Source organism: Bradyrhizobium sp. LTSP857 (assembly GCF_000938285.1).
Taxonomy (GTDB): domain Bacteria; phylum Pseudomonadota; class Alphaproteobacteria; order Rhizobiales; family Xanthobacteraceae; genus Bradyrhizobium.
The window spans coordinates 109,236-131,084 of record NZ_JYMS01000010.1 but is presented as its reverse complement, the minus strand read 5'-3'; the positions used below and the strand labels follow the sequence as shown (position 1 = coordinate 131,084).

At 65.5% G+C, this 21,849-nt stretch carries 19 protein-coding genes; 8 read left to right on the top strand and 11 right to left on the bottom strand.

The window, feature by feature from the left end:
- Positions 1–8: 8 nt before the first annotated feature.
- From UP06_RS06315 to UP06_RS06285, 7 genes are all read left to right on the top strand, one after another.
- Positions 9–1,313: a hypothetical protein gene (locus UP06_RS06315; RefSeq protein WP_045001415.1), complete on the top strand. Its 1,305-nt coding sequence runs from the start codon at positions 9–11 to the stop codon at positions 1,311–1,313.
- A gap of 4 nt (positions 1,314–1,317) precedes the next feature.
- A complete protein-coding gene (locus tag UP06_RS06310) occupies positions 1,318–2,496 on the top strand; it encodes a CgeB family protein (protein WP_045001414.1) in 1,179 nt (392 codons plus the stop codon).
- A 126-nt stretch (positions 2,497–2,622) separates the two neighbouring features.
- Complete coding sequence (locus UP06_RS06305) at positions 2,623–3,069, top strand: cupin domain-containing protein (RefSeq protein WP_045001413.1); 447 nt, start codon at positions 2,623–2,625, stop codon at positions 3,067–3,069.
- Positions 3,066–4,199 carry a DegT/DnrJ/EryC1/StrS family aminotransferase gene (locus UP06_RS06300; RefSeq protein WP_245305419.1) on the top strand — a complete coding sequence of 378 codons (1,134 nt, stop codon included), beginning with the start codon at positions 3,066–3,068 and terminating at the stop codon, positions 4,197–4,199. The genes UP06_RS06305 and UP06_RS06300 overlap by 4 nt, the downstream gene beginning before the upstream one ends.
- Entirely contained in the window at positions 4,196–4,963 is a 768-nt protein-coding gene (locus UP06_RS06295; protein ID WP_045001412.1) for a class I SAM-dependent DNA methyltransferase, read from the top strand. The genes UP06_RS06300 and UP06_RS06295 overlap by 4 nt, the downstream gene beginning before the upstream one ends.
- Positions 4,960–6,168, top strand: coding sequence for a glycosyltransferase family 4 protein (locus tag UP06_RS06290; RefSeq protein WP_045001410.1), 1,209 nt, complete (start codon positions 4,960–4,962; stop codon positions 6,166–6,168). The genes UP06_RS06295 and UP06_RS06290 overlap by 4 nt, the downstream gene beginning before the upstream one ends.
- An 86-nt stretch (positions 6,169–6,254) precedes the next feature.
- Positions 6,255–7,889 carry a tetratricopeptide repeat-containing glycosyltransferase family protein gene (locus UP06_RS06285; protein ID WP_082081273.1) on the top strand — a complete coding sequence of 545 codons (1,635 nt, stop codon included), beginning with the start codon at positions 6,255–6,257 and terminating at the stop codon, positions 7,887–7,889.
- Here UP06_RS06285 and UP06_RS06280 read toward each other — a convergent pair.
- Positions 7,886–9,466, bottom strand: coding sequence for a lipopolysaccharide biosynthesis protein (locus tag UP06_RS06280; RefSeq protein WP_045001409.1), 1,581 nt, complete (start codon positions 9,464–9,466; stop codon positions 7,886–7,888). The two genes, UP06_RS06285 and UP06_RS06280, sit on opposite strands and share 4 nt — an antisense overlap.
- A 176-nt stretch (positions 9,467–9,642) precedes the next feature.
- Complete coding sequence (locus tag UP06_RS06275) at positions 9,643–10,341, bottom strand: hypothetical protein (protein WP_045001408.1); 699 nt, start codon at positions 10,339–10,341, stop codon at positions 9,643–9,645.
- A gap of 276 nt (positions 10,342–10,617) precedes the next feature.
- Between UP06_RS06275 and UP06_RS06270 the strand changes: the two genes are divergently transcribed.
- Positions 10,618–14,223: an autotransporter outer membrane beta-barrel domain-containing protein gene (locus UP06_RS06270; RefSeq protein WP_156162805.1), complete on the top strand. Its 3,606-nt coding sequence runs from the start codon at positions 10,618–10,620 to the stop codon at positions 14,221–14,223.
- A gap of 16 nt (positions 14,224–14,239) precedes the next feature.
- Here UP06_RS06270 and gspM read toward each other — a convergent pair whose 3' ends face one another.
- Genes gspM through UP06_RS06225 form a run of 9 tightly spaced genes read right to left on the bottom strand, consistent with a single transcriptional unit; the run spans position 14,240 to position 21,792 of the window.
- Positions 14,240–14,833, bottom strand: a complete 594-nt coding sequence (gspM, locus tag UP06_RS06265; RefSeq protein WP_245305418.1) for a type II secretion system protein GspM — start codon at positions 14,831–14,833, stop codon at positions 14,240–14,242.
- The gene (locus UP06_RS06260) at positions 14,830–15,867 is read right to left on the bottom strand and encodes a PilN domain-containing protein (protein WP_045001406.1); all 1,038 of its coding nucleotides are present in this window, start codon (positions 15,865–15,867) and stop codon (positions 14,830–14,832) included. The genes gspM and UP06_RS06260 overlap by 4 nt, the downstream gene beginning before the upstream one ends.
- 1 nt (position 15,868) lies before the next feature.
- Positions 15,869–16,825, bottom strand: coding sequence for a type II secretion system minor pseudopilin (locus tag UP06_RS06255; protein ID WP_245305417.1), 957 nt, complete (start codon positions 16,823–16,825; stop codon positions 15,869–15,871).
- Positions 16,822–17,526, bottom strand: coding sequence for a hypothetical protein (locus tag UP06_RS06250; protein ID WP_050031565.1), 705 nt, complete (start codon positions 17,524–17,526; stop codon positions 16,822–16,824). Before UP06_RS06250 ends, UP06_RS06255 begins: the two co-directional genes overlap by 4 nt.
- 8 nt (positions 17,527–17,534) lie before the next feature.
- Complete coding sequence (locus UP06_RS06245; protein ID WP_045001404.1) at positions 17,535–17,945, bottom strand: type IV pilus modification PilV family protein; 411 nt, start codon at positions 17,943–17,945, stop codon at positions 17,535–17,537.
- Positions 17,923–18,447, bottom strand: coding sequence for a prepilin-type N-terminal cleavage/methylation domain-containing protein (locus UP06_RS06240; protein ID WP_045001403.1), 525 nt, complete (start codon positions 18,445–18,447; stop codon positions 17,923–17,925). Before UP06_RS06240 ends, UP06_RS06245 begins: the two co-directional genes overlap by 23 nt.
- Positions 18,410–18,865, bottom strand: a complete 456-nt coding sequence (gspG, locus tag UP06_RS06235) for a type II secretion system major pseudopilin GspG (protein ID WP_045001562.1) — start codon at positions 18,863–18,865, stop codon at positions 18,410–18,412. Before gspG ends, UP06_RS06240 begins: the two co-directional genes overlap by 38 nt.
- A gap of 25 nt (positions 18,866–18,890) precedes the next feature.
- Positions 18,891–20,102, bottom strand: a complete 1,212-nt coding sequence (locus UP06_RS06230) for a type II secretion system F family protein (protein WP_045001402.1) — start codon at positions 20,100–20,102, stop codon at positions 18,891–18,893.
- 4 nt (positions 20,103–20,106) lie between these two features.
- Positions 20,107–21,792, bottom strand: coding sequence for a GspE/PulE family protein (locus UP06_RS06225; protein ID WP_502691526.1), 1,686 nt, complete (start codon positions 21,790–21,792; stop codon positions 20,107–20,109).
- Positions 21,793–21,849: the final 57 nt, after the last annotated feature.

Genomic DNA, 21,849 nt, shown 5'->3' with positions numbered 1-21,849 from the left:
TGTCCGCAATGAGCGCACCACCCGGCATCATCAGGAATTTGCAAATCCGGCTGGACTCGAAGGCGGCGCTGACGATCCTGGTGCTGCTGCACAGCGCCGTCACCTGCCTGTCGCTGATCGAGGTCGCGACCTTCCAGTCCTACATCCACTTCAGCGGTGAGCGCGCCTGGCTCGCGGTCGCCGTCGCGGCTGCCTTCTCCATCGTATCGCTGCTGTTCGTCGCCGCCCGCTTCAGTTTCGGCTATTTCGTCGGATTCTATTGCTACACGATGGTCCTGGGCTTCCTGTGGATCGACGTCTTTTCGCGATACGAATACCCGCGGCTCTACGCTGGCATCTCCGCAGCACTCTCCCTCGTGCTCTTCTTGTTGCCCGTGCTGTTCGTCAGGGCGCCGTTCCGGTCGCGCGTCGTGCTGTCGAAGGCCGATTTCGAGCACCTGCTCACGGCGATCCTGGTGCTCTCGGCAGCGACGATCGCCGTGGCCTCGACCTACAATTTCCGGCTAATCTCGATCGCGCACATCTACGACTATCGCGACACGCTCGAATTTCCGGGCACGGTGCGATATCTCACGGGTTGGGTCTCCAGCACGCTGCTGCCATTCGCCTTCGCCTGTTACTGGCTGCTCGGCTATCGCTGGCGCGCCGTTCTGGTCCTGGTCCTGCTGCTGTTCTTCTACCCGATCACGCTGACGAAGTTCGCGTTCTTCACGCCGGCCTGGCTGATCGCGCTGGCCGTCCTGTCGCGCTTTCTGGAGGCGAGGACCTCGGTCATCGCATCGATCTTTGTCCCGATGCTTATCGGCCTCGTAACGATCACCCTGACCGGCGCCGACCTCGGCACCCTCCCCGGCAAATATTTCGACCTCGTCAACATCCGGATGATGGCGACGGCGTCGAGCGCGCTCGACATCTACAACCATTTCTTCGCCCACAATCCGCTGACCTGGTTCTGCCAGATCTCCGTCCTCAAGCCGCTGACGCACTGTCCCTATCAGGAGCCGCTGGCGGTCGTGATGCAGAACACCTACGGCTTCGGCAATTTGAATGCGTCGCTGTTTGCGACCGAAGGCATCGCCTCTGTCGGTCTTTATCTTGCGCCTTTCATCGCGCTCGCAGCGGGCCTCGTGCTCGCGGTCGGCAACCGCGCCTCGGCGGGACTTCCGCCCCGCTTCGTCCTGATGTCCGCCGGCGTGCTGCCGCACGTCCTGCTCAACGTGCCGCTTTCGGTCGCCCTGCTCACCCATGGCACCGCCATCCTGTTCCTGCTCTGGTATGTGATGCCGCGCAGCCTGTTCGACCAGGAGCCGTGACGCCGTGCGCATCCTGATCCTCAACGCCGACTATCCGCGCTTCCTCGCGTGGCTCTACCGGCGTCAGCCGGGGCTCGAGAACCAGCCGTACGCGGCGCAGATGGCGGCACGAAACGCCAGCCTGTTCGGCGTCGCCGATTTCTACTCGCGCAATTTCGCCGGCCTCGGGCACGTCGCCGCCGACATCCATGTCAACAATCCCTGGATGCGGGCGGCCTGGGCACGCGAGCACGGCCTTGCCGTCACCGAACCGCAGCCGCCCGGTACGCCGGCCGCGCGCGACGCCATTCCTGGCTGGCTGCAACGCAGTGTCGCGCCGTTCAAGCCGATGCTGCGGCCACTCGCGCGCAAGGTTGGCCTCAGCCCGCGCCTCGACGCGGAGGCGGAGAAAATCCTGCTGGCGCAGATCGAGGACTTCAAGCCGGACCTCGTCCTCAACCAGGATCTGTTTCACGTCGACACGCGCCTGGCACGCCGGATCAAAGGGATCGGCCGGCCGATCCTGATCGGCCAGGTCGGCATCTCGCCCTCGCGCGGCCAGGACTGGTCGGTCTACGACCTCATGATCTCGCAGATGGCGGCCGTGGTGGATTTCTTCCGCGCCCACGACGCGCGCGCCGAGGTGGTCCACCTCGCCTTCGAGCCTGACATCCTCGACATGCTGCCTCCGCCACCGTCGCAGAGCTTCGACGTCACCTTCGTCGGCGCGGTGTCGGCGGATCATCAATTGCGCGTCGCGCAGCTCGAGGCGGTGGCGCGGCGCTACGATCTGAAGCTGTTCGGCAGCGGCCTGCACACGCTTCCGGCCTCCTCGCCGCTGCACCGCTGCTACCAGGGCGAGGTGTGGGGCGTGGAGATGTACCAGGCGCTTCGTGCCTCGCGGGTCACACTCAACTCGCACATCGACATGGCCGGCCGCGAAGCCGGCAATGCACGGCTGTTCGAGGCGACCGGCGTCGGCGCCTTCCTGCTCACCGATTTCAAGGACAATCTCCACACGCTGTTTTCCCCCGAGACCGAAGTTGCGGCATGGCGCACGGTCGAGGACTGCCTCACGATGATCGACCGGTATCTCACTGAGGACGCGGCGCGCCTGTCCATTGCAAAGGCGGGACAGGCCAGGACATTTGCCGCCCACACCTTCCGCCGTCGCGTCGAAGAGATCCTCGCTTTCGTCGGCTAAATCCTGCTGACGGACGCACCGATCGTTATGTCCCGGCCACCCTTGACGGTCCCGGCCAAAATGGCCAAAGTGCCGAGCTTGGACGCTATGTCACTCTAATTGCAGCGCTTTTTATCGAGGCCCAAGATGGAACACGTCGAACATGTTCGATTCGGCGACCAGCTTTACGCGATCATCGTGCGCGCCTCGTTTCGCGAGCCGGGGATCCACTTCTTTTCGACTCCGGAACTGTCGCAGCAGCTCGCCTTCATGAGTCATCCGAAAGGCAAGAGCATCGAGCCGCATCGTCACAACAAGGTGACGCGGGAGGTGCACTACACCCAGGAAGTTCTCCTGATCCAGAAGGGCAAGCTTCAGGTCGACTTCTACACGGTCGAGGAAAAATATCTCGAAAGCCGCGTGCTCGGTGCCGGCGACATCATCCTGTTGTGCAGCGGTGCGCACGGCTTCCACGTGCTCGAGCCGCTCGAGATGGTCGAGATCAAGCAAGGTCCGTATTCCGGCGAGAACGACAAGACCCGGTTTGCCGAAGTCTCATCGTCCGAAATCCGGATCAAGGGTCCAAACCTGTGACGACGCCTGTGACCGCGCCGTTCATTCCCGTCAACACGCCGCTGCTCGACGGCAACGAGGCCGACTATCTCGCCGAATGCATCCGCACCGGCTGGATCTCGTCGGAAGGACCGTTCATCAAGCGCTTCGAGCAGGCAATGGCCGAAGTCGCCGGACGGCGCCACGGCATCGCCGTGACCAACGGCTCGGTCGCGCTGGACATCGCCGTCCATGCGCTCGGGCTCGAGGAAGGCTCCGAGGTCATCATCCCGACCTTCACGATCATCAGTTGCGCCGCTGCCTTGGTGCGCGCCGGCCTCGTCCCCGTCGGGGTCGACTGCGATCCCGCGACCTGGAACATGACGGTCGAAGGCGTTGAGGCCGCAATCACGCCGCGCACCCGCGCGATCATGCTGGTCCACATCTACGGCCTGCCGGTCGATCTCGAACCGATCCTGGCGCTTGCCCGCAGGCATGATTTGAAGGTGATCGAGGACGCCGCGGAGATGCACGGCCAGACCTATCGCGGAGCGCCCTGCGGCAGCTTCGGCGACGTCTCGACCTTCAGCTTCTATCCCAACAAGCACGTCACGACGGGTGAAGGCGGCATGATCCTCACCGACGACGACGCACTCGCCGATCGCCTGCAAAGCCTGCGCAATCTCTGCTTTCAGCCGCAGCAGCGCTTCGTCCACGAGGAGCTCGGCTGGAACGCGCGCATGACCAACCTCCAGGCCGCGCTCGGCGTCGCCCAGGTCGAACGCCTGCCGCGCACGGTCGAGATCAAGCGCCGGATCGGCCGGCTCTATGACGAGCATCTCGCCGGCGTCGACCGCATTCGCCGCCCGGTCGCCCGCACCAACTACGCCGACAACATCTACTGGGTCTACGGCCTCGTGCTGAACGACGACGTGCCGTTCGACGCCAAGGAGGCGATGCGCCGCCTCGGCGAAAAGGGCATCGGCACGCGGCCGTTCTTCTGGTGCATGCACGAGCAGCCGGTGCTGCGCCGGATGGGCCTGATGCTCGATGAATCCCATCCGAACGCGGAATACATCGCCCGCCGCGGTTTTTACCTGCCGAGCGGACTTGCTCTGACCGACGACGAGATCGCACGCTCCGCACAGGCGCTGAAGGAGATTTTGGCGTGACGGTGTTCGCCGACTACGCGCCCTGGTACGACCTCCTGTATCAGGACAAGGATTACGCGGCGGAGACGGCGTTCGTCGAAGCTCGCCTGCGCGACCACGGCGCCGCCCCCGGCAAGCTGCTCGATCTCGGCTGCGGCACCGGCCTGCACGCGATCGCTTTCGCCAGCAAGGGATGGCGCGTTGCCGGCATCGACCTCAGCCATGAGATGATCGCAAGTGCCAAGACGCGCGCCGAGCAGGCCGGGCTTGCGATTCTATTCCGGCAGGGCGACGCCTGCGAGGCAGGCCCCGAACGCGATTTCGATGCGGTCGTGTCGCTGTTTCACGTCGCGAGCTACCAGACCAGCCGCGACCGGCTCGAAAGGATGTTTTGCACCGCGCATGCGGCGCTGAAGCCGGGCGGACTGTTCTTCTTCGACTACTGGTATGGCGGCGCGGTGCTGGCGCAGGGCGTCGAGACCCGGGTCAAGGTGATCAAGCAGAAGCCGCTGCGCCTCACCCGTATCGCGCAATCCGACCATGACGAGCAGGCCGCGACCGTCACAGTGAACTACACGCTGTTCTGCGAGGACACGGATCGCGCCACGATCCGGCGCGTCGACGAGGCGCACCACATGCGCTACTGGTTTCCGTTCGAGATCGACGCTGCCTTGCAGGCGAGCGGCTTACAGCCTGCCGGTCACGCCGCGTGGTTGACGCAGGATGCGCCGAGCACGAAGAGCTGGGCGGCCTACGCGGTCGCCAGAAAGAGCGTCAAGCCGTGAGACCGCTGCGACTCGCCGTCATGCTTGAACAGGCGCTCGAAGTCGGCGGCGGCTTCCAGCAGCCACTCAACGATTTGCTCTGGCTGCGCGACTGGGCGACGCAATCCGGCAACGAGATCGTGGTGTACTCGCCCTACCCCAAGACGCTCGAAATCCTGAAGGAGTTCGGCATCGAGGGGCGGCTGCGCAGGTTCGGCGTTCTCGACTATGTCTTCCTGTTCCTCAAATATTGTGGTTCCTTCGATCTCGTCCAGATCGCGCTGAAGCTCAGATCGCCGTTCGAGCGCGCCCTGATCCGTGACGGCATCGACGTCGTGCATTTCACCTCGACATCGAAGCGGCATTTGCTGCTTTACGAGCTGCCCTTCATCATCACGATCTTCGACGGCTGCCATCGCGATGCGCCGGAGTTTCCGGAGGTCCGGACGTTTGGCGAATTCGAGCGTCGCGAGATCCTGTTCCGCCTCGCAAGCACGAAGGCGGTCGCGGTGATCGTCAATGCGCCCGAGCTCATCGACGATCTCTGCCGTCGTTACGCCATGGAACGGGAGCGCGCGATCTGCATCCCGTTCTCACCCTCGACCTATGTCAGCCAATCGACACCGGAGGCTGCTGCGGAAGCGGCGGTGCTGGCAAAGTACCGGCTCGAGCCGGGCTATCTGTTCTATCCGGCGCAGTTCTGGCCGCACAAGAACCACATGACGCTGCTCGCTGCGCTCGCAAATTTGCGCGAGCAGGGCATCACCGAACGGTTGGTGCTGTGCGGCTCGGATCGCGGCGGCCGCGACAAGATCAATGCGGCGATCCGCACCTACGGATTGTCGGACCAGATCTCCATCATCGGCTTCGTCGATTCCGCCGAGCTCGGCGCGCTCTACCGCGGCGCATCGGCGCTGGTGATGCCAAGCTATTTCGGCCCCACCAATTTGCCACCGCTAGAAGCCTGGGCCGTCGGCACTCCCGTGATCTATCCCGAGGCGTTCAAGGCGCAGGCCGGCGATGCCGCAATCCTGTTCGACTATGACGACCCGCACTCGCTTGCGGACGCGATCGTCGGTCTCGGCACCGACGGGACGCGCGAGCGGCTACGCACGGCCGGCCAGCTCCGGCTCGCGCAGTTCGCACAGGAAACCGAGGCCGGCCGCCTTCAGTTCGCGCGGCACCTCGAGCGGCTGAAGCATCGGCTGGCGCCGACCGCGCGCTGAGACGCTCATACAATTCCGCCGGAAATCCGCTCCTCGCTCGTTCAACAGACAGCACGGAACGAATCATCCAATCGGATGGGGCAGGAATGAAAGATCGAACTGGAGAAGCCGCGCTCGCCGGAGCAGTGGAAGCTGTTCTGGACCGCGGCAATCATATGATGGATCACGGCGAGGTCGCCAACGCCATTGAGGCCTACCGCGAACTCATCACCATCGCTCCCCAATTCGGCCCGGGATATCGCAATCTCGCATTAGCGCTCGAACAGGACGGAGAGCTTGCGGAAGCGCTGTCGGTCTGCCGCCACGCGGTAGAGCTCCAGCCCGATGATCTCGAAGCCTATCTGGTTATGGCCAGCCTTTTGCTCAAGCTTGAGCGGACAGACCAGGCAGTTTCGATGTACCAACTTGCAGCTTTGGCAGCGCCTGCGAGGTCCGATGTCCAGGCCAGCCTGGCGGCTGCTTTGCTGCGCCAGGGACGTCTGGATGAGGCAAGCGCGGCGTGCCAAAAGGCAATTGAGCTCTCTCCGCAAAACGTCGGCGCGCATCTCAATCTCGGGATCATTCACAGCAAGAGAGACGATTTCGAAGGCGCGGTCGAACAATACAGAAAAGCAATCCGGCTCGATCCGAATTCGCCGGAAGTCTCTACCAATCTGAGCATCGCGTTGAGCAATCTAGGCCAGAGCGAGGCGGCGATAGAGGCTTCTCGTCGCGCGGTCGATCTTAGGCCTGCCGATCCGACGCTTCACTACAATCACGCGATGCTTCTCTTGTTGGCTGGTGACCTCAAAGAGGGCTTCCGGGAGTTCGAGTGGAGGCATTCGCATCCAGCGCCGAGGTTCCGGCCCGGAACATTTGATGTGCCGCGCTGGAGCGGAGAGCGTCGCAACGGCCGAACCCTGTTGATTCATGCGGAGCAGGGACTTGGCGACACTTTGCACTTTGCGCGCTTCGTGCCCGCAGCAGCCGCCACCGAGGGCCCGGTCGTTCTCCAGGTTCAGCCCCCATTGGTTGAGTTGTTGAGAGACAGCCTTGACGTGACCGTGATCTCGCGCAACGAGCCAGAGCCGCCGTTCGACCTGCATGTGCCGCTAATGAGTCTTGCCTACGAGCTTGGTGCCACCATCGAGACGATTCCAGCAGCGCGACCGTATCTCGATGTTGCCCCGGCGAGGATTGCCGAATGGCAACGCAGGCTTGCCAAATACTCCGGCCTCAAAGTCGGAGTCGTTTGGGCAGGAAACCCCGGCCATCTGCACGACCGCAAGCGGTCTCTGCCGGCCGAAGCCCTTCTGCCATGCCTTCAGGTTCCCGGCGTCCAGCTCTTTAGCCTGCAAAAAGAGGTCCGCACGAGCGACCATCAGGTGCTCGAACGGCTGAAGGACAGCGTCGTTGATTTGACGCCTCTTCTGACGAACTTCGCGGAAACGGCGGCAGCTGCCAGCACGATGGATCTCGTCATCACTGTGGATACCGCCGTTGCACATCTGGCAGGCGCACTCGGCAAACCGACCTGGATTCTGCTGCCACATATTCTGGACTGGCGGTGGTTCTATGGGCGGGAAGACAGTCCCTGGTATCCGACCGTTCGCTTATTCCGCCAACCTCGACCCGGCGACTGGGAAAGCGTACTCAATCGACTGCCCGGAGAACTGGGACGGCTCGCGATGCGACCTGAGTTTCGCCAGGAGCACCTCTCACGCGACATTCCGCGCGACTAAGCCGGCACCAGCGCCCGCAGGCGTTCGCGCAGCGTCGCATTTAGAAGCGGGCTCGCGAGTGCGCCGACCGCGATCAGCCAGATCGCGCATTCCACGACGAAGTGCACGAGCCCGCTCCCCGGCACGAGCCCGATAATCGCCAGCCCGATCAGCCAACCCGACGCCACGAGGGCGACGGCCATGAGCGACAAGAACGCAACGTGCCTGAACGGCTGCCGCAAGGTCTGCCGCATGATCACGAGCCCGAGCAGGCCGAACTGAACGAGGATGTCGCTCGCGACCACGGCCAGCGCGGCGCCGAGCGGTCCAAGCCGCGGGATCAGGACGAAGGACAGCACCAGGAAGACGACGAGCTGGAGTCCCTTGGTCCGGATCAGAAGCTCGCCGCGATTGCTGTGATTGGCAAAGACCAGCGCCAGCAGCGAGGGCGCGACCACAGCCGAACCGAGCAGCAGCGTCACCGCAAGCGGCCCGTCATAGGGAATGCTGCCATGGGTCCACAGCGCGAAGAAGTCCGGCCAGAATGGCAGGAGTCCCGCGACGATCAGGCAGGCAAGCCCGGTCACGAACACCGAGCCCTGCGCGTAAAGCCGACGCAGCCGCTCCTTGTCGCCGATCGCATGATCGTGGCCGAGCTCGGCGCCGAGCGGCAGGGTAACCTGGAGACAGAGCCCGCGCACCAGGCTCGCGATCACGCGCGTCAACCCCCATTGCGCCACTGCAACGCGATCGGTGACGAGCGCGGAGACCAGCAAGACCGGAACGTTGACGAGCGCAAGCTCGGTGATATTGGCCACTGCAAACGGCAGCGCGCGGCCGAACTGCCCGATGCTCCAGCGCCAGGACGGCGGCACGAACGTCGACTGGCCGTTACGGCGCAGAAACGGAAACAGGCGCGGCGCATCAAACGCGACGATGAAGATCGTGAACAGGAGCTGCATCGACACGAAGGCGATCGCAACCGCAAGCAGGCTGCCGAAGGTCGCAAGCGCGGCGAGCTGGGCGATCTGGCCGAGCAGTAGTGCTGCGTTTTGCAGCCAGACCGTCCGGCCATATTGGCCGCGGACCCGGTAGAGGCCGGAGGCGAGGTTGGCGGGCAAGGTCAGCAGCATGCCGAGCGTCATCACCAGCATCGCGGAATCGATCGTCGGCGTCGCGTGAAAACCGAGCACGGCTGAGGGCGGTGCGAGATACACGGCCGCGCACAGCACGACGCCCAGCACCGCGACAATGGCGAGATAGATCCGCAGCATGGCGCGATAGAAGCTCGCGGTGCGCCCGTCGCAGTCAGCGCAGGACTTGAATGCGAGAAACCGGTTGATGGCGCGAAGCTGCAATCCCGAATCCGCCACGACGACGAGGCTGCCGGCGGCATAGATCGCGAGCCACGCCGCGAGCAAATCGCCGCTCCAGACGTGCAGGAAAGCCGGGATCAGCAGCAATTGCTGGGTCAGCCCCAGCACCATCTGGACCAGGTTCGCCGACCAGCCGTGAATGAGCCGGCGGGCGCGCCCGGCACCGCCGGGTCCGCTTCGACCATCGGCCTTGCCCGGCGCGTCAGTCTGCGTGTCGGTCAAGCCGCATCCTTCCCGGCGAGTGATCGGCCCGGCGCGCCCGATCGGCGATCGAATCCTGCAATGAAGACCGCCCGTCTGGCGCCATCGGATTGGGGCGTTGAAACCGCGTCTTAAGGCGGTTGGACAGCTTAGGCAATGGCGTCCGAATTCATCGCCTTCGCGCGCCCTGGTTCAGCTCAGAGCCCGTCCGACTCGCCGTTCTTCGGCGCCGACCGCGGCACGAAGGGCGCAAATGACGTATTGGCTGTGGTCGGCATTGTCAGCTTGCCGTCGGCATCTGCAGGCGCAGCCGCAACTGCGGGCGGGCCGGCAGGCGCAGTCGTTCCGTCCGGCCGCTGAAGCGCCAGCACCTCGCTGCGATCGCCCTGCTTGAACGTCACCTCGCGCGGCTGGACCGACGTCAGCGACCAGCCGCCCAGCGATTCACCTTGCCGCAGGCGGACCACCTTCTGATCGGTGCGGTTGACGAGGATCGCGATCGCATCGCCCTCGCCCACCACGGCCCCGACCAGCAACAGCGGCGGCGGCGCGTCGACCGGCTTCGGCGGCGCTACGTTGGCCTCTTCGACCGGGGACGCGGCAACCGCGCGCGGCGGTGGCCGGCGCATGGCCGAGAAGATCGGGCGCTCCTGGGTCACGGTCAGCGCCGAGAGCGGTACCGACCAAAGTGGATTGCCACGGGGAGCCGGCTTGCTCGCAGCCTGCGCGGGTCGGGTAATCGGCCTCACTGCGCCGACATCGACGCTCTCGGCGGGACCGCTGGCGGCATCGTCGGAGAGGATGTCCATGCGTGACGATGTGGCGGCCACGGTTTCGGCAATGCCGAGAACCGCGCACAGCACAGTCAACCCCGTCGGTCTCAGCCACCCGGACATCAAAATTCCCCTGCGACCGGCGGCCGCGCCAGCGCGCGGGCCAAGCCTTTCGCAGCAAACTAGGCCTGATGCGCCTCGCCTTCAACCCGCACCGGATCTGCTCAGACCCCGCCCTTTTTGTCCCACATGTTGCAACGCATGAAAATGTTGCCCAATGGCCACGATCACTGAAATTGCAAAGGAAACAGGCAGGAACCCTGCGCAAATGGACGTCCGTTCATTGCGGGTCGTCGCGACGCCGTGGGATCATGACGCGGAGCGATTTGAGAAGATCCGATGGCTGGACCGACAATGGCGCGTGAAACGATCGGATGCAGGCTACGCTCCGTCGTCCGCCATTCGCTGGCCACCCTGCTCGCGACCACGGCGCTCGGCGTCGTCGCCGCGCACGCCGTCGACGGCACCTGGACCGGCGCCTCTTCCAACGAGTGGACGGATGGCACCAATTGGACCTCGAATCCGAGCGTGCCGGACGGCACTGCCACCTTCACCAACACTGGCCTGAACAGCGTCACCAGCAGCGGCGTCGTCGATCTCGGCAGCGTGATCTTCACGGCCGCTCCGAACGCCCAAGCCTATACGATCACCACCAACGACATCTTCCTCGTCCACGGTGCCGGCATCTCGAACAATTCGACCAATACCCAGACGTTTACCGTCGGGGCAAGCATGATTTTCCAGAATTCGAGCACCGCGAGCGGAGGCACCAAGGCTGTCACGTACAATGTCGTCGGCGGGTCGATGACTTTCGGCGACACCAGCACCGCGGGCACGGCCATCATCACCAATGGCGGCGATGTCGAGTTCAACGGCAGCAGCAGCGCGGCAAGCGCTACCATCACCAACAACGCCACGCTCAACTTCAACGAGACGAGCTCGGCTGGTAGCGCCAGCATCACAAACAATGCGACGGGATTCCTGAGCTTCACCAGCACGACTTCGGCGTCCACCGCGTCGATCTCCAACGCCGGGACGCTGATCTTCAACGGTTCCGCCACCGCCGGCAATTCCACCATCACGACCACCAATGGCGGCACCACGAGCTTCACCGGTACGAGCAGCGGCGGCAGCGCGGTCTTCGTCACCAATGCCGGCGGCACCGTCGATATTTCCGGCCTGACCAACGGCGGCACGACCGCGGGCTCGATCGCAGGCGCTGGCGATTACGTTCTCGGCGCCAACATGCTGACCACCGGCAGCCTCAACACCTCGACCCAGGTCGACGGCGCGATCTCCGGCACCGGCGGCGGGCTGACCAAGGTCGGCACCGGCACGCTGACGCTGACCGGCACCAACACCTATACCGGCGCGACCACGATCTCGACCGGAACGTTGGCGCTGTCGGGAACCGGCAGCATCTCGTCCTCCAGCGTCGTCACGGTAAATGCGACGCTCGATACCACGGCGGCCACAACGCAAACGGCGATCACGACGCTGGCCGGCAGCTCCAGTGGTGTCGTCAACATGGGCAGCAATGGGCTGTTCATCATCAACGGTTCGACCGAGTTCGCCGGCGTGATCCAGGGCGCGGGCGGGCTGGAGGTCTTCGGCGGAACGCAGACGCTCTCGGGCGTGAACACCTACACCAACGCGACCCAGATCGACGCCGGCGCAACGCTGGCGCTCAAGGGCAGCGGCTCGATTGCGAGTTCGGCGAGCGTCACGTTCACGCCCGGCGCAGGCGGCACGTTCGACATATCGCAGACAACGTCCGGCACCTCGGTGGGCGCTCTGTTCTCGTTGACCGGTGGTGGCGTCGTCGCGCTGGGATCGAAGACGCTGACGATCACCAACGGCAGCTTTTTCGGCGGCGTGATCCAGGACGGCGGCATCGCAGGCGGCGTTGGCGGCAACCTCGCGATTGCCAACGGCGCCACGCAGCAACTCTACGGCACGAACACTTATACCGGCACCACGACCATCGCGAGCGGCGGCGAGCTCGATCTCATCAATTTCGGCGGCAGCGATGGCAGCATCGCGACCTCGAGCAACGTCGTCGCCAACGGCATCTTCGACATCTCGGCCCTGAGCACCGGCACCTCGATCAAATCGCTGTCGGGCTCGGGCGCGGTCAATCTCGGCACCAACACACTGACGATCACCAATGGCAACGGCACCTTCGCCGGCGTCATCGACGATGGCGGCGCCGGCGGCGGGCTGACGATGGCCGGCGGCACGCAGACCCTATCCGGCACCAACACCTATACCGGCGCGACCACCGTGAACGGCGGCAAGCTGGAGGTGGACGGCTCCATCGTCAGCGCAAGCACCGTCAACGCCGGCGGCACGCTTGCAGGCACCGGCACCGTCGGCAGCGTCGCGGTCACCGGCGGCACGCTGGCGCCGGGCAGCGCAGCGAACCCGACCGGGACGCTGGCGATCAACGGCCCCCTCAGCTTCACCGCCGCCTCGACCTATCTGGTGCAGGTCTCCTCCACCAGCGCCAGCCTGGCCAACGTCCTTGGCGCAGCCAACCTCGGCAGCGCGACGGTGAGTGCGAACTTCATCTCGGGCACGGTCCAGAAGCAGTACAAGATCCTGTCCGCGACCACCGGCTTCGGCGGCACCGCCTTCAATGCGGCCGTCGTCTCCAACATGCCGACGATCAACGCGACGTTGAGCTACGACCCCAACAACGTCTTCCTCAACATCGGCGTCAATTTCACGCCTAGCGGCGGCGGCCTCAACATTAACCAGCAGAACGTCGCCAACACGCTGACGAATTTCTTCAACACGACCGGCGGCATTCCTGCGGCCTTCGCCGCGCTGACGCCGGCGGGGCTGACCACCGCCTCGGGCGAGCTCGGCACCGGCATCATCCAGTCCGCGATCAACGCCGACGGCCAGTTCCTCAATTTGATGCTCGATCCGACGATCGCCGGCCGCAGCGGCGGCTTCGCCAAGGCGGGCCACGTCGCGCAATTCGCCGAGAGCGATGACGCATCCGCCTACACCGCCCCGATGCGTCCGGCCACGCCGCGCGAGCGCGAGGCCTATGCGATGGCGACCAAGGCGCCGCTGCTGTCGTCGCAGCCGAGCAGCCGGTGGAGCGTGTGGGCGGCCGGCTATGGCGGCTCGGCGCAGGTCGGCGGCAATGCCGCGGTCGGCTCGCAGGATTTGACTGCGCGGGTCTGGGGCGGCGCAGCCGGCGCCGACTACAGGATCTCGCTGGATACTCTGGTCGGTTTTGCGCTCGGCGGCGGCGGCCTGAACTACTCGCTTGCCAACGCGATGGGCGCGGGCTCGGCCGATTTGTTCCAGGCCGGCGTCTACGGCCGGCACAATTTCGGACCGGCCTACATCTCGGCCGCGCTCGCCTATGGCTGGCACGACGTCACCACCAACCGCACCGTGGCGCTTGCCGGCGCCGACCAGCTCCAGGGCCGCTACAAGGCCGACACCTTCTCGGCGCGCTTCGAGGGCGGCTATCGCTTCACGACGCCGATGGTCGGCATCACGCCTTACGCGGCGGCGCAGGTCACGAACTTCAACCTGCCGAACTATTCCGAAGTCAGCCTCAATGGCGGCGGCCTGTTCGCGCTGAATTATGCCGCGCAATCGGTGACCGACACCCGCTCCGAGCTCGGCCTGCGCACCGACAAATCCTACGCGATGCAGAACGGCGTGCTGACGCTGCGCGGCCGTGCCGCCTGGGCGCACGACTACGATCCGAACCGCGCCGTCACCGCGCTGTTCCAGACCCTGCCGGGCACCAGCTTCGTCGTGAACGGCGCCAAGGTCGATGCCGACTCCGCGCTGGTCAGCGCCAGCGCCGAGATGAAATGGCTGAGCGGCTTCTCGATCGCCGGCACCTTCGACGGCGAGTTCTCCGGCAACGTCACCAGCTATTCCGGCAAGGGCGTGTTCAAGTACAGCTGGTGAGCGCCGCGACGCGCTGCTATTTCCCCGCCTGCCACTGGCCGGAGACGCCCAAAATCACCCTGACGCGGCCGGTAGCGGCGTCGCCGAGCGCAGTGGCCTGCGGCACCTGGACGTCGAGCTGATCGATGAACAGAAACGGCATGCCGGCCTCGAGATCGTAGAGCACCTTCTGGAGCGCGGGCTGCTCCAGCTCGCAGCTCACGACGAGGCCGACGAAGCCGTCCTTGGTCTGCGCGCCGGAGACGTCGACCTGCGAGGACTGCACCGAGCCGCCGACATTGCTGACCGCGGCCGCAACCCGTTGCAATAAATTGGCACCCGCAACCGTCACGGTCGGCCCTTCCAGGAACGGCGTCCCGGGATGCTCGGCCAATGCGGCCGCGGCATTCTTGGCGGCGCCCTTGCGGCCGCGCAACTGGTCGAGCAGGTCGGAGGTCTGCGCCAGGGCCTGGCGGTGGGCGAAGACGTCGGCGATCGACAGGCCTGCCATCAGCAGCAGCCCGCCTGTCACCGCGAGATAGAGCGTGACCGCGATCGGCCGCGAGCCGGTCAGCGTCCGCACAACGGCATTTCCGCTTCCGATTCCTGCGCTGCTCATGATGTTGCTCATGGCGCATTCCTCGGTTCGATCTGCGCCTCGATGTGGAAGCGCTCACCGGGATCGGTGGAGCTACGCGTCGTCGGGGCGTAGAAGGTCGCGCGAGTGAAATGCTGCGACTGCTCGATCAGAGGGATCAGCGAGGGCGCATCGCGGGTGATGCCGGAGATCTGGACCTTGTTGCCGGCCAGATGCATCTCGGTGACGTAAGTGTGGTCCGGCAGAAGACGGCTCAGCGATTCCAGCACGATCACGCTCGCCGGCGTCTCGTATTTGCGCCGCTCCAGCAGCGCCAACGGCGAGCGCTCGCCGCCGTCGATGCCGCGGATCGCGGCGCGGCGCTGGGTGATCTGCTGCTGGAGCTCGTTCTCCTGCGCACTCAAACTGTCAGCCAGATAACCGGCGGCAATCGACCCGACAACCGCCGTGACGGCGGCAACGGCCAGCACCGCTTGCAGCGTCCGGCTCAGCCGCACCGGGTCGATCGCGCCGCGCGACTTCTGCTCGAACACCTTGATGCGCCCGCCCTCGGCCGCCTCCGTCACGATCGCAATCGCGGACGGATGATAGCCGGACACCGCCTCGACATAACCGATCACCAGCCTGCGCGGCGCGGCCGCGATCAGCGTGGTGATGCTCTCGCTGCCCTGGGCCACCGGCGCGCTGCAACCGAACACAGCGTCACCAGCACTCCACGGCGTCAACCGGTCGATCTGCGCCCGCACGATGCCGTCGAGGAAATCGGCCGCACGCGCCGGCAGCTCCAGCGGGCGGAACAGGAAACGCGAAGGCCGCAGCACGATCTCGACGCGGCTGCCACGAACGATCTGCGCGAGATTGGCGGCCGCGAACTTGCCGTCCTCGAACGCGATCTCCTTGAGGCTGTTCTCCGGCTTCGCAGCCTCCAGCGCGAACGTGCCTTTCTCGTCCTCGACCAGCCGCACCAGGCGCGGCGCCACCATCCGCTCCAGTCCGGTGACGATGGCACCGGCCACCGTGCCGGTCCAGGCATCAAGAATGGTGCGAAGGGAACTGAGCGAGCTCATCTCACAGAGGCTTTCCGGCGGAGCCGTCGAAGGCGTTGTGCCACGACAATACACGATAGGGCTCATCGCCGCTTTCGAGAAGCAGGATGACGATCTCAGCCGAGCTCTGCCGGTGCGACGGTGCTTCGACGGCGACCGTAAGCCGGTAGGCCTTCGAGCCCTCGATTGTTGCACCGGCGCTGCCGGCAAGCCCGACCAGGGATTGCGGATTGACGTTGGGATCGGCGCGATCGCGCAGCACCTGTTGCAGCGTCTCCGGCGTCATGCCGGGCAGCGCGGCCACCACCTGCGGCGCGGCGTCCACCAGGTTCACCGTCCGCATGTTGCTGAACACGGTGACGAAGGGCAGCACGCGCTCGACCACGGCAGGCGGAATGCCGCGCACGAGCCAGAGCTCGTCGCTGTGTGGAAACGGCGCATGGCGCGGCAGATAGGGCGCGCCGAGCGTGCGGTAGTAGGAATCCTCCGGATTGTCCTGGCCGGGCTCCGTCGACGATCGCCACGCCATGATCCGGTCGGCATAGACCGGCGCATCCATTGCGGAGACGCCGAGCGTCGTCATCAGGCCTGCGAGCATGGCCTTCGGCGCCATGTTGAGATCGATGCGCGCGGCCTCCGAGCGGAACGTCACGGCCACCCGGCCCGCGCCGACGCGGGCGTTGAAGGTGCCGCTGGTCGGGCGCGTTGCCTCGTCCTGCGCGGTGAGCCGGTAGGCCGCGAGCTCGAGGCCGGCATTCATCAGTGCGTCGGCCTGCAACCGGTCGGTGTTGACGGCGACCGTGACCGCGGTGTTGGTGACATAGCTCAGGTAGATCAGCGCGAGCGCAGCGAGCGCAGCCAGCATCCAGAGCACGACGACGACGATGAAGCCGCGGCCATCGCCAAGTTTTCCCTGGCCAAGTATTTCCCCAAGTGTTCGCTGGCGAAGCGCCGCATGGTCGTGCCGCCCGCGGCTCAAAGCTGCTGCTCCTCTTTCTGCGCCTGTTGCGGCCTAGTACCCGCCGTCACGCAGGTCGTCGGATTCTTGGCCCGCGCGCATTCGGCCGGCGCGGTGATATGAGGGATCGCCGCCGCCGACACCGCCAGCACCTGGCCCGTGCCGGCGTCACGCACCGTGATGCGAATGCGGTCCGGCAGTTGCGCCTGGCCGCGCCAGGTCGGCTGCCACTGCCTGTCCGGCCCGGCATAGGCGAAGCTTACGCGGAACGGCGCGCGGATCAGCACCACCTGATCGACGAAGCGGATCTGCCCGTCCGTCGGCATCGGCTGGAACGGCGCGCGCTCGCGCACCAGCGCCAGCCCTTGCGCGTCGGCCTTCTCGATCAAGCGGATGAATTCGAGCCCCGGGCGGGCGCTCGGACCGAGCGCCGAGCGCAGGAAGGTCACCGACAATTCGGCGCCGTCGAACAGCGGTGCCTTGGCGTCGCCGTTCAACGTCGTCTGCTCGGCGACCGACAGGTCGGCGACGATGCGGTCAAGACCGGTGGCGAGACGTTCGGCCCGCTGCACACGGGCGATGCCGCGATTCCAGTTCGGCAGCCACTGCGCCGTCACGGTCGCGAGCGCGGCCAGGATCACCGTCATCAACAGCGTGGCCAGCAACACTTCGAGCAGGGTGAAGCCCGCCTCTGAGGCGAGCGCACGGTGCAGGCGTTTCATTGCGCGGGTCATTGCGCGGGCCTTGATGCGAGGCTTGGCACCAGCTTCACCGTCGTGACCTGGATCGCGCTGCCGTCGGCACGCTGCAGGCGCAGATTGACCGCCAGCGGCACGAAGCGATCGGTGGCGGGATTGCCGCCGGCCACATTCATCGGCGCGACGTCGACGCGCCAGCGGCTGCCGGCCAGCTCGCCGCTCTGCCGACCAGGCTTCAGCACCGCCCGCGCCGGCAGGTCCGCAAGCAGCGTCTCGGCCGTGCCGGCCAGCGCCAGACGCTGGTCGATCGAACGCGTGCCCTTCGCGGTGGTGGCGATGACCGAGCCGATGGTTCCGAGCACGATGGCAATGATCGCAAGCGCGACCAGCGTCTCGATCAGGGTGAAGCCGGCGGCGCCGTTAGAGCAGCTTCTGCGGGACAATCTCGACGCCTCCGGTCAACCAGTTGACGCGCACCTCGTAGCCCATGCCGGGCCGCGCCAGCGCGATCACCCCGCCGCACGACATGCCCGACGGAAAGAAATCGATCGACCGTCCCGTGGCACGGTCGGCGCAGCGCGAGGCCAGCGTCGCCTGCACGACGACGTCGTTCGGCAGGCGGATGGTACGCCCGGTGACGCCGGAACGGATCGCGCGCGCCTCCGCATCCACCTGGGTTGCCACCCAAACCTGCCGGCGCAGCGCCGAATTGCGATCGGCTTTCAGCAGCGCGGCAGTCTCGACCGCGTAACTCTCCAGCTTCGCGCGCGTCGTCGTGCGCGGGATCGCCGGCAGGATGATCGCTGCGAGCAGGCCGATGATCGCGAGCACGCACAGGATCTCGATCAGCGCGAAGCCCTGCGCATCCAAGCCTCGCGCATCCAAGTCGTGCGCATCACAGCTTGCCTCAGCGCGTGCCGCTGGCAATGTCGGCTGCTGTTCCACTGCCGCCTTCCTGACCATCCGATCCGAGCGAGATGATCTCGTAGGGTGCACTCGCGCCCGGCGCGCGATAGACATAGACGTGGCCCCAGGGATCGTTGGGTACCAAGCCACCGCGCAGATAAGGTCCGTTCCAGCCGGCCTGATTGTTGCTGCGCGTCAGCCCGGTGAGGCCTTCATTCGACGTCGGATAGCGGCCGAGATCGAGATAATAGAGATCGAGCGCGCTGGAAAAGCTCTCGATCTGGATTTTTGCCGCCTTGGCCTTGGACTCGCTGAGATAGTTTAGCACCCGCGGGCCGACCAGCGCCATGATCATCCCGATGATGGTGATGACGACGAGCATCTCGACCAGGGTAAAGCCGGCCTCTCCTCGATCTGCGCGCCGCCGGCTGCGCCTTGACGATGGATGTTTGGTCACCTCAAGCCCCTCCAATTACCCTCGCCTAACCGACAATCTGGCTCACCGACATCAGCGCCGTCATCACCGACGTGATCAGGCCGCCGACCACCAGGGAGATTGCGATGATCGCCGCAGGCCCCGCAATGCCGACCGCGCGGTCGAGCGTGCGTTGCAGCTTGACCTCGTAAAACTCGGCGACCCGGCCGGACAGCATCGGCAACTGCCCGGTCTCGTCGCCCAGCCTTAGCATGCGCACCGCCATCGCCGGCAACGCCTCTGTTTCGGCGAGCGCGTCGGAGAGTTTCGAACCATGGCGGACGCGGTCTGCGGCATCGCTCCAGACCGCGGACGGCCCTGTCGTTGCCATCATGTCGATCAGGATGCGCAGCGTGGTGGTGAGATTGACGCCGCTGCCGAGCAGCAGGCCAAGATTGCGGCAGAACAGCGCGGTGCGGTACGAGCGCATCACGTTGCGGATGGCAGGCAGACGCGTGATCGCATTGGTGATGCCGCGGCGGACGCGCTCCTGGCGCAACAGCAACCAGGCGGCGGCGATGGCGGCGGCAAGCCCGGCCAGTACCGCATCGGAATTGCCGCGCAAAAAGGTCGAGATGTTCAGGAACACGCCGACGATCGGATCGACCTTGGCGCCGAAATCCTGCAACACGCTGGCAAACTGCGGCAGCACGAAAGTGAGGAAGAACAGCAGCACGCAGCCGGCTGCTCCGAGGACGAAAACGGGATAGCGGATCGCATCCGTCAGCCGGCGTTTCAGTGCCTCGCTGCGCGAGCGTTCACCGGCCAGCACCTCCAGCACCTGGTCCAGCGACCCCGACGCCTCACCGACCCGCACCAGCGCGATATACATCGCCGGAAACAGCCCCTCATGCCGTGTCAGCGCCTCGGCAAAGCTCTCGCCGGAGACGACGCGCGCGCGAATATCGGCGACGACCGGCCGCAGCTTCCCGAAATCGGGATCAACCGCGAGCAGCTCCAGTCCGTCATTGATGCGGGCGCCGGCACGCAACAGCAGCGCGAGGTCGCGAGTGAAGATGGTGACGTCTTCGGCCTTCGGCCTGTTGAAGAGGCTAAGCGCGCTACGCGCTGCGCCGCCCTCCTCCGGCGTGACGTTGTCGACCAGCACTAGGCCAAGCCGCTCGATCCGCTGCGCCACATCGCCCGGCGCCGGCGCGGCGATGGCCCCGGAGACCAGTTCGCCGTTGGCATTGAGCGCGCGGTAGCGATAGTTCGGCATGATTTCAGCGCACCGTCGTGACGCGGAAGACTTCAGGCACTGTCGTCAACCCGGACCGGCATTTTGCGACCGCATCCTCCAGCATCGTCGTCATGCCGCCCCGCATCGCGGCGGCATCGACAGTGTGGGAATCGGTCTGCGGCCCGATCAGCGTGCGCACCTCGTCGGACATTTCGAGGATCTCGAACACGCCGTTACGGCCGCGATAGCCGGTGCCGCCGCAGCGCTCGCAGCCGCCCGCCTCGTGGACGACCTCACCGGCCTTGAAGCCGATCACGGCAAAGCGCGGGTCCTTGGCAAGATCGGCCTCGGTCAGCGCGTGCGGCACCTTGCAACGGTCGCAAAGCATGCGCACCAGGCGCTGCGCCACAACCGCGCGCAGCGTCGACTTGAGCAGAAAGCCCTCGATGCCGAGATCGATCAGGCGCGGCACGGCCGCCGCCGCGGTTTCGGTGTGCAGAGTCGTCAGCACGAGATGGCCGGTGAGTGCGGCATGGATCGCGATATGCGCGGTCTCGGCGTCGCGGACTTCGCCGACCATGATCACGTCGGGGTCCTGGCGCACGAAGGAACGCATCGCGGAGGCGAAGGTCAGGCCGATCGACGGTTTGACCTGGGACTGGTTGATGCCGGGAATCTCGTATTCGACGGGATCCTCGATGGTGAGGATCTTGCGCGTCGGCTCGTTGAGGATCGACAGCATGGTCGCGAGCGTCGTGGTCTTGCCGCTGCCGGTCGGCCCCGTGATCACGATCATGCCGTGCGGCATCGCCAGCAGCCGCGTCATCACGCTCTCGTCGCGTGTCCGGAGGCCGAGCTTGCTCATCTCGAGCAGGCCGCGGTCGCGCGGCAACAGGCGGATGACGGCGCTCTCGCCGTGTTGCGTCGGCATGGTCGCGACGCGGACGTCGAGCTCGCTGCGCCCGACGCGGACGCGCGCCGCGCCGTCCTGCGGCAGGCGGCGCTCGGCGATGTTGAGACTGGCGAGAATCTTGATGCGCGAGATCAGCGCCTGCGGCGGAATGCCGTGCGGTGACGGCAGCGCACGCAGCAGGCCATCGACGCGCATGCGCACTACGAGCCCGGCACGGAACGGCTCGACGTGAATGTCGCTGGCGCGCAGATCGACCGCGCGCTCCAGCAGATCGTTGAGCGCACGCACCACCGGCGCACCGCTGGCGAGATCGCGCAGGCTCTCGATGTCGTCGTCGGACTGCGCCGCGCGGCCGGCGGTTTGGTCTGTGTTCGCATCGTCGGCATCGGCTCGCTGATCGAGGACTGTCGTAATGTCCTCATATGACGCCACTACGACATCGACCGGTGCCCCGAACACGATTTCGGCGGCACGAATGGCGGCCGTGTCGGAGGGGTCCGCGACGGCCAACCGAAAGCCACCATCCGGAGCACCAAAAGGAAAGATCGTGGATTCTCGCAGAAATCGACGCGAAAAACCTTCTAGGCGAGGTGTCGTCGTCAGCAGTTGGGGAAGGCTCAGCCGAGGCAGCGCAAAATATTCGGACACTTCGTCGGCAAATTCTGCAGCCGAGAGATCGGTGGCTTCCCAGAATTCGCGCAACGGACGCGTGATCGCGGGATTGGCTGCCTTGTCCGCACGAACATGCGCGCGCGACGGCAGTGAATATTTTTCCAGGAGGTGCTGCCGGAAGCTATCGGCGGAGCGCTCTCGCATCGCATTCACAGCGTTGACCTTGTTACTTGAATGCAACAGCTTCTACGGGCACGGGAG

Coding starts and splice junctions, on each gene's coding strand:
- UP06_RS06315 (WP_045001415.1), top strand. CDS start 9: ATGAGCGCACCACCCGGCATCATCAGGAATTTGCAAATCCGGCTGGAC.
- UP06_RS06305 (WP_045001413.1), top strand. CDS start 2,623: ATGGAACACGTCGAACATGTTCGATTCGGCGACCAGCTTTACGCGATC.
- UP06_RS06285 (WP_082081273.1), top strand. CDS start 6,255: ATGAAAGATCGAACTGGAGAAGCCGCGCTCGCCGGAGCAGTGGAAGCT.
- UP06_RS06275 (WP_045001408.1), bottom strand. CDS start 10,341: ATGTCCGGGTGGCTGAGACCGACGGGGTTGACTGTGCTGTGCGCGGTT.
- UP06_RS06270 (WP_156162805.1), top strand. CDS start 10,618: ATGGCTGGACCGACAATGGCGCGTGAAACGATCGGATGCAGGCTACGC.
- gspM (WP_245305418.1), bottom strand. CDS start 14,833: ATGAGCAACATCATGAGCAGCGCAGGAATCGGAAGCGGAAATGCCGTT.
- UP06_RS06260 (WP_045001406.1), bottom strand. CDS start 15,867: ATGAGCTCGCTCAGTTCCCTTCGCACCATTCTTGATGCCTGGACCGGC.
- UP06_RS06250 (WP_050031565.1), bottom strand. CDS start 17,526: ATGAAACGCCTGCACCGTGCGCTCGCCTCAGAGGCGGGCTTCACCCTG.
- UP06_RS06230 (WP_045001402.1), bottom strand. CDS start 20,102: ATGCCGAACTATCGCTACCGCGCGCTCAATGCCAACGGCGAACTGGTC.
- UP06_RS06225 (WP_502691526.1), bottom strand. CDS start 21,792: ATGCGAGAGCGCTCCGCCGATAGCTTCCGGCAGCACCTCCTGGAAAAA.